Source organism: Streptomyces sp. SN-593 (assembly GCF_016756395.1).
Taxonomy (GTDB): Bacteria; Actinomycetota; Actinomycetes; order Streptomycetales; family Streptomycetaceae; genus Actinacidiphila; species Actinacidiphila reveromycinica.
Genome location: NZ_AP018365.1, coordinates 2,673,770 through 2,690,081, shown reverse-complemented (window position 1 = coordinate 2,690,081; position 16,312 = coordinate 2,673,770). Strand labels below are relative to the sequence as shown.

The following is a 16,312-nucleotide window of genomic DNA, read 5'->3' as shown; positions in this document are numbered from 1 at the left end:
ACCCGGCCGGCTCGGTCTGCACGGCCATGGACGACGGCGGCCCGGCCACGCCGTCGGCTCCGGTCACGCCGTCGCACCCGGCCGCGACCGGCGGTACGGCGGCCGCGGCGGCCACGGGAGCCGCGACCGCGGTGACCGCGGCGAGCGCGGCCGACGCGGTCACCGCCGCCGTGCGGACGCGCTACGCGCCCTCGGGCTCGGCGCCCGACGGGTCCGTCCCCGCGCCGCCCTTCCCGGTGAACCTGTCCCGCAGCTTGCCGCCGATGTCGCCGGCGCCGTTGCCCAGGTCGCGGATCAGACCGACCAGCGGGTCCTTGCTCTGCTTCGCCCGGTCGGAGTAGTGGTTGGCCGACTCCTTGAACGTCTCGTAGACCGACGCGTCCTTGTCCTCGGTGCGCCGCGGGTAGTGGCCGTCCATCAGCCGCTGGTAGTCCCGGCTGGCGGCCCACTTGCGCAGCTCGCCGGCCCGCACGGTGGCGAAGGGGTGGCTGCGCGGCAGCACGTTGAGGATCTTCAGCACCGAGTCGCGCAGGTCGCCCGCGGCTTCGTACTCGTCGGCCTGCCGGAGGAAGGCGTCCACGTTCATCTCGTGCAGGTGGTTGCCGCCGGCCAGCTTCATCAGGCCGCGCATCGATGCCTGGAGGTCCTGGCCGACCAGCAACCCGGCCCGGTCCGCGGACAGTTCGGACTTGCGGAACCACTCGCGCAGCGCGGTCACGATGGCCAGCACCGCGAGGTTGCCCAGCGGTATCCAGGCCACCCGCAGGGCGAGGTTGGTCAGGAAGAGCAGGATGGTCCGGTACACGGAGTGGCCGGACAGCGCGTGGCCGACCTCGTGGCCGACGACCGCGCGCATCTCCTCCTCGTCCAGCAGTTCGACCAGGCCGGTGGTGACCACGATGATCGGCTCGTCCATGCCGATGCACATCGCGTTCGGCTGCGGGTCCTGCGTGACGTAGAAGGACGGCACCTTCTCCAGGTCGAGGATGTAACAGGCGTCGCGCAGCATCGCGTTGAGGTGGGCGAACTGCTCGTCGCTGACCCGCACCGAGTCGGACAGGAACAGCAGGCGCAGGCTGCGCTCGGGCACCAGGCCGCTGAGGGCCTTGAAGACGGTGTCGAAGCCGCTGAGCTTGCGCAGGGCGACCAGCGCCGACTTGTCGGCCGGGTGCTCGTACGCCCGCGAGGAGATGTCGGGGAACCGGCGCCGGACACGGCCGGGCAGCTTCCCGCCCCCTCCCGACCCCTTGCCGCCCGAGCCCTTTCCGCCGGGCCCGTCCTTCTTCGACTTCTTCGACTGGGACGATTCGGACACCTGGGCCAACCCCCTGCTCGCCAACCGTTACACAGTGCTGGACGCGCGGAGCCAGCGCGAAGTTCCCCGGGCCCCGCCCGTACCATGTGCCGTGAGCCTTCCCGACCGTTCCCGACAACGCAAAGGGCCAGCCGAATGCCGACCGCAGCAGCCACCTCCCTGACCACGCTCGCCGAGGGCGGCAACCACCCGAGCCTGAGCCCGTACCTGACCGGCTTCGGCGCGCTGGCCGCCCTCCTCCTCCTGCTGTGGGTCGTCACCCGCTTCAACCGGGACTAGGGACCAGTCGACCGCATGTCCGACAAGAAGCGCATCGGCGTGATGGGCGGTACCTTCGACCCCATCCACCACGGGCACCTGGTGGCCGCGAGCGAGGTGGTGAGCCTCTTCCACCTCGACGAGGTCGTCTTCGTGCCCACCGGCCAGCCCTGGCAGAAGGAACACCGCAAGGTCTCGGCCGCCGAGGACCGCTACCTGATGACGGTGATCGCCACCGCCTCCAACCCGCAGTTCTCGGTCAGCCGCAGCGACATCGACCGCGGCGGCCGGACCTACACCATCGACACCCTGCGGGACCTGCGGGACGAGCACCCCGAGGCGGAGCTGTTCTTCATCACGGGGGCCGACGCGCTCTCGCAGATCCTGTCCTGGCGGCATGCCGAGGAGCTGTTCGCGCTGGCGCATTTCATCGGCGTCACACGTCCAGGGCATACGCTGTCGGACCCGGGCCTCCCCGAGGGCGGTGTGTCGCTGGTGGAGGTGCCGGCGCTGGCGATCTCGTCGACCGACTGCCGCCAGCGGGTGGCCAAGGGGGAACCGGTCTGGTACTTGGTTCCGGACGGTGTGGTGCGCTACATCGACAAGCGCGCGCTCTACCGGCACGAGACCGGGTAGCGGCGCACAGCAAACGTGAAGGGGTTCCTCGTGAACGACGCCAACCCCCGCAGGCACTATGCCGAGGGCGGTCCAGACAACGAGAGAGACCCTTACGCGCAGGACCCGTACTACCAGCAGCAGTCCTACGGCTACGACGAGTACGGCCGTCCGGTCGCCCCGCCGCCGTACCAGGACCCTTCCTCGGGCTACGGCGGCCAGCAGCAGGGCTACGTCCCCCAGCAGGCCCAGCCGCCGTACCAGGAGCAGTACGGCGACGGCACGCACCAGGGCTACCCGGCCCAGGGCTACCAGCCCGGTTACGACCAGGGCCACGACTACGGCACCGGCCCGCAGCCCGCCTACCCCGCGCAGGAGTACGGCACCGGGCAGGTGCCGGTCTACGGCGCCGGCGGCCAACCCGCCTACGGCACCGGGCAGATGCCCGTCTACGACCCGAACCAGCCGCCGGTCTACGACACCGGGCAGCAGCCTGTCCACGACACCGGCCAGCAGCCCGCGGCCCAGCAGACCGGGCAGATGCCCGCCTACCAGGAGGAGCAGGTCCCCCGGGAGGCGGAGCAGGAGGGCGTGCCGGACTACCGCACCGAGCAGTTCGCCTTCGTCGACGAGGAGTCCGAGGAGTCCGAGGAGGTCATCGACTGGCTGAAGTTCTCCGAGTCGCGCACCGAGCGCCGTGAGGAGGCCAAGCGCCGCGGGCGCAAACGCAGGTTCGGCCTGGTGGCGATACTCGTGCTCGCCCTGCTCGGCGGCGGCGGGTACCTGTGGAAGGCCGGGAAGATCCCCGGGCTGGGGAAGAGCTCCACCGCGGCCGCCGCGAGCAGCGGCGCCGACCGGCGCGACGTGATCGTGGTGCACATGCTGCCGGTCGACGGCGGCGCCAGCTCCACCGCGCTGCTGGTGGACAACACGACGAAGAAGCACGGCACCACGGTGCTGATTCCCAACGACGTGCAACTCACCGGCGACGACGGCTCGGTGACCACCCTCGACAAGTCCGTGGCGGACGGCGTCGGGCCCACCCGGGACTCCCTGAACACCCTGCTCGGCACCGACATCAAGGGCAGTTGGCGGCTCGACTCGCCGTACCTGGAGCTGCTCGTCGACTCGCTCGGCGACATCTACGTCGACACCAACGCCGAGGTCAAGGGCACCGGCAAGGACAAGGACAAGGTGCTCGTGGCCAAGGGCGAGCAGCAGGAGCTGAGCGGGGACGCCGCCGTCGCCTACGCCACCTACAAGGCGCCCGGCGAGCCGCAGACCGCCCAGCTCAGCCGGTTCGGCCAGGTCATGCAGGCGGTGCTGATGAAGATGCCCAGCGACGCGCCCGACGCGACCAGGACCGTGCAGGCGCTCGCCCAGATCCTCGACCCGTCGCTCACCGACAAGCAGCTCGGCGCCTCGCTCGCCGAACTCGCCGACCTCGCCAAGACCGGCCAGTACAGCACCTCGCTGCTGCCGGTGCAGAAGGACGGCACCCTCAGCGCTGCGGCCACCGACAGCGTGGTCAAGGACGTGCTCGGCGGCAGCGTGAAGAAGGCCACCGGCTCCTCCGGCCCGGCACGGGTCTCGATCAAGGACGCCAGCGGCAACGCGAAGTCCGCGACCATGGCGCAGGCGGCCATCGTGAACGGCGGCACCTACACCTACGTGGCGGGCGGCAAGTCCGCCACGACGCAGCCGGCGTCCCAGGTGCTCTACGCCGATCCGGCGCGAGAGGCCGCGGCCAAGGACGTGGCGGCCACGCTGGGCCTGCCGGCCACCGAGGTGAAGAAGGGCACGGTCGCCTCGAACGCGGACATCTCGGTCGTCCTCGGCCAGGACTACAAGCCGACCAGCGACGAGAGCTGAGCCGTCCGCCGGGCGGCGCCGCAGGTCAGCGGCGCCGCCCGGTCACGCGGTCGGGTTCTGCCGGAGGGTCGTGAGACCCTGGAGGCGACGAGACCCCGACCGGAAAGCCGCATCCGTGACCGCCACTGACCGTTCCATCGAGCTGACCCGCGCCGCCGCCCAGGCGGCCGCCGACAAGCTCGCGCACGACATCATCGCCTACGACGTCAGCGATGTGCTCTCCATCACCGATGCCTTCCTGGTCGCCTCGGCGCCCAACGACCGGCAGGTCAAGGCGATCGTTGACGCCATCGAGGAGCACCTCCTCAAGGAACTGGACACCAAGCCGGTGCGGCGCGAGGGCGAGCGGGACGGCCGCTGGGTCCTGCTGGACTACGTGGACATCGTGGTGCACGTGCAGCACTCCGAGGAGCGGGTCTTCTACGCGCTGGAGCGGCTGTGGAAGGACTGCCCCGAGATCGGGCTGCCCGCGGACGCGGTGGCCACCCGCGGCAAGGCCGCGGCCCACGCGGCGGCCGCGGAGGCGGCGGCCGACGCCGCCGAGCGCGAGGACGTGTGAGCGCGCGGTGACCGGCACCGACCGCCCGACCGCCGGCGAGCCCCCCACCGGCACCGACGTGTCCGGCGCCACTGAGGCGGCCGCCGGCGCCGACGTGTCTGCCGGCGCCGAGGCGTCCGCCGGTACTCACGAGTCCACCGGCACCGACGTGCCCGCCGGCACCGAGCGGCGTCGGCGGATCGTGCTGTGGCGCCACGGCCAGACCGCGTGGAACGTCGAGCAGCGCTTCCAGGGCAGCACCGACATCCCGCTCACCGAGACCGGCGTCGCCCAGGCCCGCCGGGCCGCCCGGCTGCTCGCCGCGCTCGCCCCGGACGCGATCATCTCCTCCGACCTGAGCCGGGCCCGGGCCACCGCGGCGGAGCTGGCCGCGCTCACCGGCCTGCCGGTGACCCCGTACGAGGGCCTGCGGGAGACCTACGCGGGCGCCTGGCAGGGGCTCACCCACACCGAGATCCTCGCCCGCTACGGCGAGCAGTACACGGCGTGGAAGCGCGGCGAGCCGGTCCGGCGCGGCGGCGGCGAGCTGGAGACCGAGGTCGCCGACCGCGCCGCGCCGGTGGTGCTCGCGGCCGCCGACAAGCTCGCGGACGGGGGCGTGCTCGTCGTGGTCAGCCACGGCGGCGCCATCCGTACGACCATCGGCCGGCTGCTCGGCCTGGAGCCGACGAGCTGGGAGTCGCTGGGCGGCCTGTCGAACTGCTGCTGGTCGGTGCTGGGCGAGGGCGCGCGCGGCTGGCGGCTGACCGAGCACAACGCCGGCACCCTGCCGGAACCGGTCCTCGGCGACGACACCTGAGCCGCGGCCCGCGGGAGCCCGGGCGGGCCGGGCGGCCGATTTCGTTTCCGGCCCGTCCACCGGCTATGCTTCTTCTCGTCGCCGGGACAACCGGGTCGGCGCGGGGCTGTAGCTCAGTTGGTAGAGCGCTTGCATGGCATGCAAGAGGTCCGGGGTTCAATTCCCCGTAGCTCCACAGGATCGAGGGCGGAGGCCGCTCGCGGAGACGCGAGCGGCCTCCGCCCTCGTCGTTTCCGCCCGGCCGCCCCCGGCAGCTCCCTGCCCTCCTCAGCCGGTCCGCACGGCGGGCGCGGGCCGCTGCGCGTCCGGGGCCGCGGCGTCCTCCCCGTCCTCGGGCAGCGCCGGGTAGTCGGTGTAGCCGCGGTCGTCGCCGCCGTAGTAGGTGGCCCGCTCGGGGGGGTTGTACGGTCCGCCGCGCCGCAGCCGTCGCGGCAGGTCGGGGTTGGCCAGGAACAGGGCGCCGAAGGCCAGCACGTCGGCGGTGCCCTCCTCGACCAGCGAAAGCTGCTCGGGCCCGGCGTGGCCGCCCTCGACGCGGGGGTTGAGGACGAAGACCCCGCGGAACCGCTCGCGCAGCTCCCGGGTCAGGGCCCGGTCCGGGCTCTCCACCAGGTGCAGGTAGGCCGGACCGACCGGCTCCAGACCGCGCAGCAGCGCGAGGTAGGTGGGGCCCGGGTCCGGCTCGTCGATGTCGCCCAGCGCCTTGCCGGGGGAGATCCGCAGGCCGGTGCGCTCCGGACCGATCGCGGCGGCCACCGCCCGAACCACCTCCACCGCGAACCGGGTCCGGCGCCGGTCGTCGCCGCCCCAGTGGTCGACGCGGATGTTCGCGTTCGGGGCGAGGAACTGGTGCACCAGGTAGCCGTTGGCGCCGTGCACCTCGACCCCGTCGAAACCGGCGGCCATGGCGTTGCGGGCCGCGGCGGCGTGGTCCTCGACCGCCTGCCAGATGTCGTCCTCGCCCAGCTCCTGCGGCACCACGAAGGGCTTCGGGCCGTCCGCGGTGTACACCGAGCCCCTGGCCGGGACGGCCGACGGTCCGACCGGGTAGAGGCCGTCCGGCAGCAGCGACGGGTGCCCGATCCGGCCGGTGTGCATCAGCTGGGCGAAGATCCGCCCGCCGGCCGCGTGCACCGCCGCGGTCACCCGGCGCCAGGCGGCGACCTGCTCGGCGCTGTGCAGCCCGGGGGTGTCCGGGTACCCCTGTCCGCCCGGTGACGGCTGGATGCCCTCGGTCACGATCAGCCCGGCCGACGCCCGCTGCGCGTAGTACGCGGCGGTCGACTCGGTGGGACTGAGCCCGGGCCCGTACGCCCTGCTGCGGGTCATCGGCGCCATGGCGATCCGGTTGCGCAGGCGTATCCCGGCCAGGTCGATCGGGTCGAACGCGGTGGTCACGGTGGCCTCCAGCCTGTCGTCCACACGGCCGAACCCACCGTAGCCCGCGAAACCCGCACCGATTATTGAGACTTCGTGAACACCGCGCCGGACCCGTTCCGGGCTGTTCCGGCCGCGGTCGTCACGCCGTCGCCGCCGGGCCGGCCCCCGAATTTGTGGATGTGCTTCCCGGCCGCGTCGCCGTGTAAAGTGAGTCCAGGTCGCCGGGGTGGTCCGGGGCCGGTGCGGGGCTGTAGCTCAGTTGGTAGAGCGCTTGCATGGCATGCAAGAGGTCCGGGGTTCAATTCCCCGTAGCTCCACAGGGTCGAGGGCGGAGTGTGCTCGCGGAAAGCGCGAGCCGCTTCGCCCTTTGTCGCTTCCACTCGGCTTCGCCTCGCCCGGCGGGGCTTCGCCACCCGCACCCCCTGGGGGCTTCCGGGGCGGACGTCGGGGTGGGAGCACCCGGGGGCAGGGGCCACGTGGCCGGAGGGCGGGACCTGTTCGCGGTGGACGCGGACCGGGTCCCGCCCTCCGCGTTTCCGGCCGGCCGCCAGGTCCATCCGGGTACATGCCGTCAGCGGTGGTCGCGTGTCCGGCGTTTGACGGGGCGTGGAGCGAGCAACATCAGGTCGTCGGCGAGCGTCGCACGACATCACGTCCTGTGGGAGCCGCCCGCCTGTGTACCCCGCCCGCGAACTCACCGGCGCCTACCATTCCTTGACCTTCTCTTGGGATAATCATATCCCTGGCATGAACTGATCAGCGAAAGAGTGTCGCTCTGCGGAGAGCCGCGCACGCATAGCGGCGACACCGCCTGGATGCGACAACCATTCGCTGCGTATGGGGGTTTCATGAGATTCGAGCGCAAGAGAACGCGCGCGGCACTGGCGGTGGCGGCGGCGCTGCCGCTGGTCGCCGGCGCCCTCGCGCTGGGCGCCCAGAGCGCCACGGCCGCACAGCCCGCCGGCCGGCAACTCCTGAGCGGCACCAAGCCGCAGTGGGCCACCGCCGGTTCGGACAAGGGCGCCACGTCCGACAGCGGCAAGGTCACGGTACGGGTCTACCTGGCCGGCAAGGACGCCGCGGGGCTCGCCGCCTACGCGCAGGCCGTCTCGGACCCGAACTCCACCGAGTACGCGCACTACCTGACGCCCGCCCAGGTCCAGGCCCGGTTCGGCGCCACCACGGCGCAGACCGGGGCGATCACCGACTGGCTGACCTCGGCCGGCCTGAAGGTGACCGGGACCAACGCCCACTACCTGACCGTCACCGGTGAGGTGAAGGCGGCGGAGAAGGCGTTCGGCACCCAGCTGCACAACTACACCAAGAGCGGCCACACCTACCGCGCGCCCACCACGACGGCGTCCGCGCCCGCGTCGCTCAAGGGAGCCGTCCTGACCGTCACCGGTCTGGACAACGCCCCCAAGCAGGCCAGCCACGACGACACGCTGCCTCCCCCGGAGGACGCCTTCGTCAACGCCGGCCCGTTCTCGACCTACTACGGGTCGAACACCGACAAGAAGCTTCCCTCGGCGTACGGCGGCAAGGCCCCGTACACGATCCAGGGCTACACCGGTGAGCAGCTGCGCGCCGCCTACGGCGCCGGCACCTACACCGGCAAGGGCGTCACCGTCGCGATCACCGACGCGTACGCCTCCCCGACCATCGTCGGCGACAGCGCCAAGCTGGCGAAGGACACCGGCGGCCAGAAGTACCGCAAGGGCCAGCTCACCCAGGTCACCCCGGCCGCCGACGGCTACACCAACGTCGAGGACTGCGGCGCCGCCGGCTGGTACGGCGAGGAGTCCCTCGACGTCGAGTCCGTGCACGCGGTCGCCCCGGACGCGAACATCGTCTACGTGGGCGCCAAGTCCTGCTACGACGACGACCTGCTGGACTCGCTCAACACCATCGTCGACGGCCGGCTCGCCACCATCGTGAGCAACTCGTGGGGCGACGTCGAGGCGAACTCCACGCCGGACGTGCAGGCCGCCTACGACCAGACCTTCGAGCAGGGTGTGGTCGAGGGCATCGGCTTCTACTTCTCCTCCGGTGACGACGGCGACGACACCATCAACGGTGCCAAGGACGTCAGCACCCCGTCCAACTCCATCTGGGCCACCTCGGTCGGCGGCACCTCGCTGGCGGTCGGCAAGAACGACAAGTACCTGTGGGAGACCGGCTGGGGCACCGAGCGCGCCCCGCTGTCGGCCGACGGCAAGAGCTGGGACGGCTTCCCCGGCCCGTTCACCTCGGGCGCCGGCGGCGGCACCAGCAAGACCGTCGCACAGCCCTTCTACCAGCGCGGCGTCGTCCCCGACTCGCTCGCGCTGGCGAACGGCGGCACCACCAGGATGCGGGTCCAGCCGGACATCTCGGCCGTCGCCGACCCGAACACCGGCTTCCTGATCGGTGAGACGCAGACCTTCCCGAACGGCAAGGCCAAGTACAGCGAGTACCGCCTCGGCGGCACCTCGCTGGCCTCCCCGGTCATCGCGGCCGTCCAGGCGCTCGCCGAGCAGGCCCGCGGCGGCGTGCCGATCGGCTTCGCCAACCCGCTCATCTACGACCGGTACGGCACCTCCGCGTACCACGACGTGACCGACCACCCGCTGGGCCAGGGCCAGGGCATCGCCAACGTCCGCGTCGACTACGCCAACGGCGTGGACGCCTCGGACGGCCTGATCACCAGCCTGCGCACCTTCGGCACGGACAGCTCGCTGCACGCCACGGTCGGCTACGACGACGTCACCGGCGTCGGCAGCCCGGCCAAGGGCTACGTCCAGTCGTACAAGCCCGCCAAGAAGGCCGGCAAGAACTGACGGCAGGACCCGCACGGAACGGCGGCGGGCCCGCACCGGCAACCCCGGTGCGGGCCCGCCGCCCGTCCGCGGCCGCGGACTACGTCCGCGCGGCCCCCGTACGGGGCTCCGAGGGCCGTACGACCCCTGTGCGGGCCTGGGACACGCTGCGGTATCCTGACCGCATGCGAGCCGTGAGCCTCCTGCTTAGCCCGCCGCGCTGACCGCGAAGGACGTCAGTGCGGCACCCCTCCTGCGCGAGGGGTTTTTTTGTTTCCGCCCCCGGGCCCGGGCGCGGGTCCCGGCGCACCGGCCCACGGCGGCGCGGCCGTCACGACATCGATGGAGTACCGAGGACGATGAGCGACACCACCCCGGCCGCCGAGACGGCTGCGCCGTACCGCTACACGGCCGAGCTGGCCGGGCGGATCGAGCGCCACTGGCAGGACCACTGGGACGAGCACGGCACCTTCGCCGCCCCCAACCCCAGCGGTGAGCTGGACGAGCAGCCCGAGCTGGCGGCCCGGCCGAAGAAGTTCGTGATGGACATGTTCCCGTACCCCTCCGGGGTGGGCCTGCACGTCGGCCACCCGCTGGGCTACATCGCGACCGACGTCTTCGCCCGCCACCAGCGGATGACCGGCCACAACGTCCTGCACACCCTGGGCTTCGACGCGTTCGGCCTGCCCGCCGAGCAGTACGCCGTGCAGACCGGCACCCACCCCCGGGTCAGCACCGAGGCCAACATGGCCAACATGAAGGCGCAGCTGCGCCGGCTGGGCCTGGGCCACGACCGCCGCCGCTCCTTCGCCACCATCGACCCGGAGTACTACCGCTGGACGCAGTGGATCTTCCTGCAGATCTACAACTCCTGGTACGACCCCGACGCCGACCGGGCCCGCCCGATCGACACCCTGGTCGCGCAGTTCGAGGACGGCAGCCGCCAGGTGCCCGGCGGCGCCGCCTGGTCGCGGCTGTCCGGCCCCGAGCGCGCCGACGTGCTGAGCGGATACCGCCTGGCGTACGTCGCCCAGTCGCCGGTCAACTGGTGCCCCGGCCTGGGAACGGTGCTGTCCAACGAGGAGGTCACCGCCGACGGCCGCTCCGAGCGCGGCAACTTCCCCGTCTTCAAGGCGAACCTGCGCCAGTGGATGATGCGGATCACCGCCTATGCCGACCGGCTGGCCGACGACCTGGACGCGGTGGACTGGCCCGAGGCGATCAAGCTGCAGCAGCGCAACTGGATCGGCCGCAGCGAGGGCGCCCGGGTCGACTTCCCGGTCCGCGCCGACGGCGGCACGAAGGACGCCGGCGACCGCGCGATCACCGTCTTCACCACCCGCCCGGACACCCTGTTCGGCGCCACCTACATGGTGCTGGCGCCCGAACACGAGCTGGTCGAGGCGATCGTGCCCGCCGCCTGGCCGGAAGGCACCCGCGACGCCTGGACCGGCGGCCACGCCACCCCGGCCGACGCCGTCGCCGCCTACCGCAAGCAGGCCGCCGCCAAGTCCGACGTGGAGCGCCAGGCCGAGGCGAAGGACAAGACCGGCGTCTTCACCGGCGCCTACGCGGTGAACCCGGTCAGCGGCGAGCCCGTCCCGGTCTTCATCGCCGACTACGTCCTGATGGGCTACGGCACCGGCGCGATCATGGCCGTGCCCGCCCACGACAGCCGCGACTTCGCGTTCGCCCGCGCCTTCGAGCTGCCGATGCGCTGCGTCGTCGAGCCCGGCGACGGCCGCGGCACGGACCCGGCCGCCTGGGACGACGCGTTCGTGTCGTACGACGGGAAGATCGTCAACTCCCGTACCGGCGACGCCCCGGCCGGCTCGGCCGCCGCGGCCGACCCGATCAGCCTGGACGGGCTGGGCGTCATCGAGGCGAAGGCCGCGATCACCACCTGGCTGACCGCGCGCGGCATCGGCGAGGGCACCGTCAACTACCGCCTGCGCGACTGGCTGTTCAGCCGTCAGCGGTACTGGGGCGAGCCCTTCCCGATCGTCTACGACGAGGAGGGCACCGCGCACGCCGTGCCCGACGCGATGCTGCCCGTCGAACTGCCCGAGGTCGACGACTACAGCCCCCGCACCTTCGACCCCGACGACGCCGACACCTCCCCGGAGCCCCCGCTGGCCCGCAACGAGGCGTGGGTGACCGTCGAGCTGGACCTGGGCGACGGCAACGGCCTGCGCACCTACCGCCGCGAGACCAACACCATGCCCAACTGGGCCGGCTCCTGCTGGTACGAACTGCGCTACCTGGACCCGCGCAACACCGACAAGCTGGTCTCCGCCGAGGCCGAGTCGTACTGGATGGGCCCGCGCGAGGGCCAGCCGGCCGGCGGCGTCGACCTGTACGTCGGCGGCGCCGAGCACGCGGTGCTGCACCTGCTGTACGCCCGCTTCTGGCACAAGGTGCTGTACGACCTGGGCCACATCTCGTCCTTCGAGCCCTTCCACAAGCTGTACAACCAGGGCATGATCCAGGCGTTCGTCTACCGCGACGCGCGCGGCATCGCGGTGCCCGCGGCCGAGGTGGAGGAGGTGGACGGCGCCTACTTCCACGAGGGCGCGCCGGTCTCCCGCCTGCTGGGCAAGATGGGCAAGTCGCTGAAGAACGCCGTCACGCCCGACGAGATCTGCGCGGAGTACGGCGCCGACACCCTGCGGCTGTACGAGATGGCGATGGGCCCGCTGGACGTGTCCCGCCCCTGGGACACCCGCGCCGTCGTCGGGCAGTACCGGCTGTTGCAGCGGATGTGGCGCAACGTGGTGGACGAGGCCACCGGCGAGGTCACCGTCGCCGAGACCGCGCCCGACGAGGCCACGCTGCGCGCCCTGCACAAGGCGATCGACGGCGTCTCCACCGACATGGCCAACCTGCGCTTCAACACGGCCATCGCCAAGATCACCGAGCTGAACAACACGCTGACCCGCACGTCCGGCGCCTCGGGCGGGGTGCCGCGCGCGGTCGCCGAGTCGCTGGTGCTGCTGATCGCGCCGCTGGCCCCGCACTTCGCCGAGGAGCTGTGGGCCAGGCTGGGGCACCCCGGGTCGCTGGCCCACGAGCCCTTCCCGGTCGCCGACCCGGCACTGGTCCAGGACGAGGCCGTGACCTGCGTGGTGCAGGTCAAGGGCAAGGTCAAGGCGCGGCTGGAGGTGCCGCCGGGCATCACCGACGCCGACCTGGAGGCGCTGGCGCTGGCCGCTCCCGCGGTGGTCGAGGCCGTCGGCGGCGCGCCGGTGCGGAAGGTGATCGTGCGCGCGCCGAAGCTGGTCAACGTCGTGGTGTGAGGCGCGGTGGTGTGAGGGGTGGCGTGGCGGTGTGAGGCGCGGGGCGCGCGTGAGGGGCGGGTCCGTGTGAGGGGTGGGTCGCGCGTGAGGGGCGGGTCCGTGTGAGGGGTGGGTCGCGCGTGAGGGTGCGGGCGTTACGCCCCCTAGGGGAGGGGCCGGAGCAGGTTGGGGGAGCGCTCCGGCCCCTGCGCGCGTCCCCAGGCATTACCGTGGAATGAGGCCCGAACGGGTCGGTGGCCCGTGATCGGAGGCGCTGTCCGTGGAGACCGTCGGCATCATCCTGCTGCTGTTCTTCCTGATCTTCGCCACGCTCGCCACCGTGGCGATCGTGAGGACCACGCGCGCCGTGAAGCGGGGCGTCGAACGGCACACGACCAGGGCCCGCCGCCTGGTCGAGGACCAGAAGCTGCGGGCCCGCCGCTTCGCGCAGCCCGGCGACATCGGGGCGCTCACCCGGCTGCGGCTGGACCTGCGCGCCTCCATCGACAGCACCTTCGAGGCCATGGAGCGCGCCTCGCTGCCCGAGGCCGCCGCCCTCCTCGACCGCCTCAACGACCACGCCCGCGGCCTGGACGCCGAGCTGAAGCTGCTCGAACGCGAGCCGGACCGCTCCAGGGTCTCCGCGCGGCTCCCCGAACTCGTCGAGCGGGCCCGGCGCATCACCCACTCCGCCGACGCGCTGCGCTGGGCCGCCCAGGACCGGGTCCAGCACGCCGGCGGCGACGACCTCGCCTCCCTCACCCGCGAGATCGACATCGAGGCGACGGCCCTGCGCCACTGGGAGCCGCTCCACCCCGGTGGGCGCGCGTCCGAGGAACTGCCGGACAAGCCCCCGTCGGCGGGGTGAGCGCGGGATGTGAGCAGGGATGAGCAGCGATGAGCACGGGGTGCGCGCGGGGTGCGCGCGGGTCGGGCCCCGGGTTCCTGCGCCGTGGCCGAGGGGCGTGCCCGTCCCGCGGCGCGGGCCCGAAGGCGCAGGTCCCGACGTGCCGCCCCGCCCCGCGCCCCGGTAATCTCCCGACATGCCCCCGCACGTCTCCATCGTCACGGACTCCACGGCCTACCTGAGCCCGCAGGCCCTCACCCGGCACGCCATAAGCCTGGTCCCCCTCACCGTGGTGATCGACGACGAGGCGTTCGAGGAGGGCACCGACATCTCCGCGCCGGCCGTCGCCCGCGCCCTGCAACGCCGCCGCCCGGTCACCACCTCGCGCCCCAGCCCCGCCGAGTTCACCGCGGCCTACGAGGCCGCCGCCGCGGCCGGCGCGCAGGCGATCGTCTCGCTCCACCTGTCCGCCGACTTCTCCGGGACCTACGACGCCGCGACCATCGCCGCGAAGGAGGCGCCCGTCCCGGTCCGGGTCGTGGACACGGGAATGGTCGCGATGGCGCTCGGCTTCACCGTCCTCGCCGCCGCCGAGGCCGCGGAGGCCGGCGGCAGCCCGGACGACGTGGTCGCGGCGGCCGAGCGCCGCGCGGCGGCCACCTCCGCGTTCTTCTACGTCGACACGCTCGACTATCTGCGCCGCGGGGGCCGGATCGGCGCGGCGCAGGCGTTGTTCGGCTCCGCGCTCGCGGTGAAGCCGCTGCTGCGGCTCGCGGACGGGCGGATCGAACTGCTGGAGAAGGTGCGCACCGCGTCCAAGGCGGTGACCCGGCTGGAGGAGATCGTGGTGGAGCGGGCGGGGGCCGCCGTGGACGGCGGTGCGGGTGACCGGGGGAGGGGCGGCGCGGTCGGCGGTCCGGGGGGCGGCGCGGCAGGGCGGCGGGTGGACCTGGCGGTGCACCACCTCGCCGCGGCGGACCGGGCCGCGGCGCTGGCGGAGCGGCTGCGGTCGCGAGTGCCGGGGCTGGGGGAGCTGGTGGTGAGCGAGGTGGGCGCGGTGATCGGGGCGCACGCCGGGCCGGGGCTGCTCGGGGTCGTGGTGTCGCCCCGCTGAGGTCCGGGCGGGGCGGGGGTGCGGTGCAGGGTACGGGTGGAGTGGGGGTGCCGCCGGGATGCGGCGTGGCGCGGGTACGGGGAGTGGGGGCCGCCGGGATGCGGGTCACCCACACGAGTGGCGAAGTTATCCACATCCCGCGGGTTCTCCACAGATGTTCGGCGTGATCGTTCCGGGGGCCGCGGGCGAGCGAGCATCAGGTCATGGACATCTTGCACTCGCCGAACTCCCCCGACCTGCTCGCTTCCCTCGACCCCCTCGTTTCCCCCGACCCGCTCGGTTCCCCCGGCTCCACACGCCCGCTGGGCCCGCCGTCGCACCCGGACCGCTCCGGACCGCCTCGGGCCCCACGCGTACGCGGGCGTGACCGCGCGGCCGGTGCCGCGGCCGCCGCCGCGCGGGACCGTACCGCGGCCGTCTTCGGCGCGGCCCGCGAGGGGCCGCCGGGCGAGGGGCCGCCGGCCGAACCGCCGCTCGGCCCGCCGGTCGCGGGCGCTCCGGTCTTCGGCACCGGCCCGCTCGGCCGCACCCGGACCTGGCTGCTCGTGCGGTGCGGGCTCGAACTCAGGACGGTGCTGGCACTCGCGGTGGTCCTCGCCGTGGCCGCGGGGCTCGCGGTCCAGCACTACTGGAGCGGCCGTCCCCGCACCGTCCGCATCCCGGCACCGCCGGCGCGACTCGCGGCCGCCGCGCCGTCCGCCGCCGCGCCGTCGTCCTCCCCGCCCGCGCCGCCGCCCAAGCTCACCGTGGACATCGCGGGGAAGGTGGCCAAGCCCGGTGTCCGACGACTGCCCAAGGGCGCCCGCGTGGCTGACGCCCTCACGGCGGCGGGCGGGCCCCTGCCCGGCACCGACACCACCGCGCTGAACCTGGCGCGGCCCCTCACCGACGGCGAGCAGATCCTCGTGGGCGTCACGCCCCCGCCCGCCGGACCCGGTGGGGCGACCGGTCCGGGCGGCGGTACCGGCGGCTCCGCAGCGGACGGCGGCCTCGGCGCGGACGGCGGCCCGGTCCCGCCCCTCCACCTCAACACCGCCACCGAGCCCCAACTCGACGCGCTCCCCGGCGTCGGACCCGTCACCGCCCAGCGCATCCTCACGTATCGCACGCAGCACGGCGCGTTCACCTCGGCGCAGCAGCTCCAGCAGATCCCGGGCATCGGCCCCCGCAAGTTCGCCACCCTCCAGCCGTTGGTCGCGCCGTGACCCGCGGGAGGCCGCCCGCCCGGCACACCCGCCGCCCGCCCGAGGACCGGGTCGTTCCCCGTGCGCGCCACGGCGTGTGGACGGGGCGGGAGCCCGCATGGGCGCAGCAGGGTGTCCCCGGCGTGCGGCGAGGGCGCGGGCCGGCATCGTCGGCGCAGCAGGATGTGCCCGACGCGATGACAGGGCGGGAGCACGCGTCGGCACCGGAGGGTGCCCCCGGCGCGCGGACCGAGCAGGTAGCGGCACGGGCGCAGGGGGGTGCCCGGTGACCGGCG

The 16,312-nt window shown here is 73.3% G+C and carries 12 protein-coding genes and 2 tRNA genes; 12 read left to right on the top strand and 2 right to left on the bottom strand.

Annotated elements, in window-relative coordinates; all coding sequences use genetic code 11:
• Positions 1 to 181 precede the first annotated feature (181 nt).
• Complete coding sequence (locus RVR_RS11055; protein WP_202238532.1) at positions 182 to 1,225, bottom strand: M48 family metallopeptidase; 1,044 nt, start codon at positions 1,223 to 1,225, stop codon at positions 182 to 184.
• A gap of 225 nt (positions 1,226 to 1,450) precedes the next feature.
• Here RVR_RS11055 and RVR_RS11050 point away from each other — a divergent pair, with 225 nt between their 5' ends.
• The 6 genes from RVR_RS11050 (at position 1,451) to RVR_RS11025 (ending at position 5,593) form a co-directional block, all read left to right on the top strand.
• The gene (locus RVR_RS11050; RefSeq protein WP_202233684.1) at positions 1,451 to 1,594 is read left to right on the top strand and encodes a hypothetical protein; all 144 of its coding nucleotides are present in this window, start codon (positions 1,451 to 1,453) and stop codon (positions 1,592 to 1,594) included.
• A 15-nt stretch (positions 1,595 to 1,609) separates the two neighbouring features.
• Positions 1,610 to 2,209: a nicotinate-nucleotide adenylyltransferase gene (gene nadD, locus RVR_RS11045; protein WP_202233683.1), complete on the top strand. Its 600-nt coding sequence runs from the start codon at positions 1,610 to 1,612 to the stop codon at positions 2,207 to 2,209.
• 30 nt (positions 2,210 to 2,239) lie between these two features.
• Positions 2,240 to 4,060: an LCP family protein gene (locus tag RVR_RS11040; RefSeq protein WP_202233682.1), complete on the top strand. Its 1,821-nt coding sequence runs from the start codon at positions 2,240 to 2,242 to the stop codon at positions 4,058 to 4,060.
• Between the two features lie 115 nt (positions 4,061 to 4,175).
• Entirely contained in the window at positions 4,176 to 4,619 is a 444-nt protein-coding gene (gene rsfS / locus RVR_RS11035) for a ribosome silencing factor (RefSeq protein ID WP_202233681.1), read from the top strand.
• Positions 4,620 to 4,767: 148 nt separating this feature from the next.
• On the top strand, positions 4,768 to 5,418 hold the full coding sequence (locus RVR_RS11030) for a histidine phosphatase family protein (RefSeq protein ID WP_202238531.1): 651 nt from the start codon (positions 4,768 to 4,770) through the stop codon (positions 5,416 to 5,418).
• 102 nt (positions 5,419 to 5,520) lie between these two features.
• Positions 5,521 to 5,593 (top strand) — tRNA-Ala (locus RVR_RS11025).
• A 92-nt stretch (positions 5,594 to 5,685) separates the two neighbouring features.
• Here the strand turns inward: RVR_RS11025 and RVR_RS11020 are convergent.
• The gene (locus tag RVR_RS11020) at positions 5,686 to 6,816 is read right to left on the bottom strand and encodes an alkene reductase (RefSeq protein WP_202238530.1); all 1,131 of its coding nucleotides are present in this window, start codon (positions 6,814 to 6,816) and stop codon (positions 5,686 to 5,688) included.
• A gap of 226 nt (positions 6,817 to 7,042) precedes the next feature.
• On the opposite strand from RVR_RS11020, the gene RVR_RS11015 reads away from it, so the two are divergent.
• The 6 genes from RVR_RS11015 to RVR_RS10990 all read left to right on the top strand — a co-directional run bounded on the left by RVR_RS11015 (position 7,043) and on the right by RVR_RS10990 (position 16,037).
• A tRNA-Ala gene (locus RVR_RS11015) sits at positions 7,043 to 7,115 on the top strand.
• Positions 7,116 to 7,646: 531 nt separating this feature from the next.
• Positions 7,647 to 9,617 (top strand): S53 family peptidase, encoded by a 1,971-nt coding sequence (locus RVR_RS11010; RefSeq protein ID WP_202233680.1) that lies wholly within the window; start codon positions 7,647 to 7,649, stop codon positions 9,615 to 9,617.
• A gap of 338 nt (positions 9,618 to 9,955) precedes the next feature.
• Positions 9,956 to 12,892 (top strand): leucine--tRNA ligase, encoded by a 2,937-nt coding sequence (gene leuS, locus RVR_RS11005; RefSeq protein ID WP_202233679.1) that lies wholly within the window; start codon positions 9,956 to 9,958, stop codon positions 12,890 to 12,892.
• A 259-nt stretch (positions 12,893 to 13,151) separates the two neighbouring features.
• Positions 13,152 to 13,739, top strand: coding sequence for a hypothetical protein (locus RVR_RS11000; protein ID WP_202233678.1), 588 nt, complete (start codon positions 13,152 to 13,154; stop codon positions 13,737 to 13,739).
• 175 nt (positions 13,740 to 13,914) lie between these two features.
• Positions 13,915 to 14,832, top strand: a complete 918-nt coding sequence (locus RVR_RS10995) for a DegV family protein (RefSeq protein WP_202233677.1) — start codon at positions 13,915 to 13,917, stop codon at positions 14,830 to 14,832.
• A 203-nt stretch (positions 14,833 to 15,035) separates the two neighbouring features.
• Positions 15,036 to 16,037 (top strand): ComEA family DNA-binding protein, encoded by a 1,002-nt coding sequence (locus tag RVR_RS10990; protein WP_202233676.1) that lies wholly within the window; start codon positions 15,036 to 15,038, stop codon positions 16,035 to 16,037.
• Positions 16,038 to 16,312: the final 275 nt, after the last annotated feature.

Bases quoted from the DNA above. Each gene is read 5' to 3' on its own strand.
- RVR_RS11050 (WP_202233684.1), top strand. From the start codon at position 1,451: ATGCCGACCGCAGCAGCCACCTCCCTGACCACGCTCGCCGAGGGCGGC.
- nadD (WP_202233683.1), top strand. From the start codon at position 1,610: ATGTCCGACAAGAAGCGCATCGGCGTGATGGGCGGTACCTTCGACCCC.
- RVR_RS11010 (WP_202233680.1), top strand. From the start codon at position 7,647: ATGAGATTCGAGCGCAAGAGAACGCGCGCGGCACTGGCGGTGGCGGCG.
- leuS (WP_202233679.1), top strand. From the start codon at position 9,956: ATGAGCGACACCACCCCGGCCGCCGAGACGGCTGCGCCGTACCGCTAC.
- RVR_RS10995 (WP_202233677.1), top strand. From the start codon at position 13,915: ATGCCCCCGCACGTCTCCATCGTCACGGACTCCACGGCCTACCTGAGC.
- RVR_RS10990 (WP_202233676.1), top strand. From the start codon at position 15,036: ATGGACATCTTGCACTCGCCGAACTCCCCCGACCTGCTCGCTTCCCTC.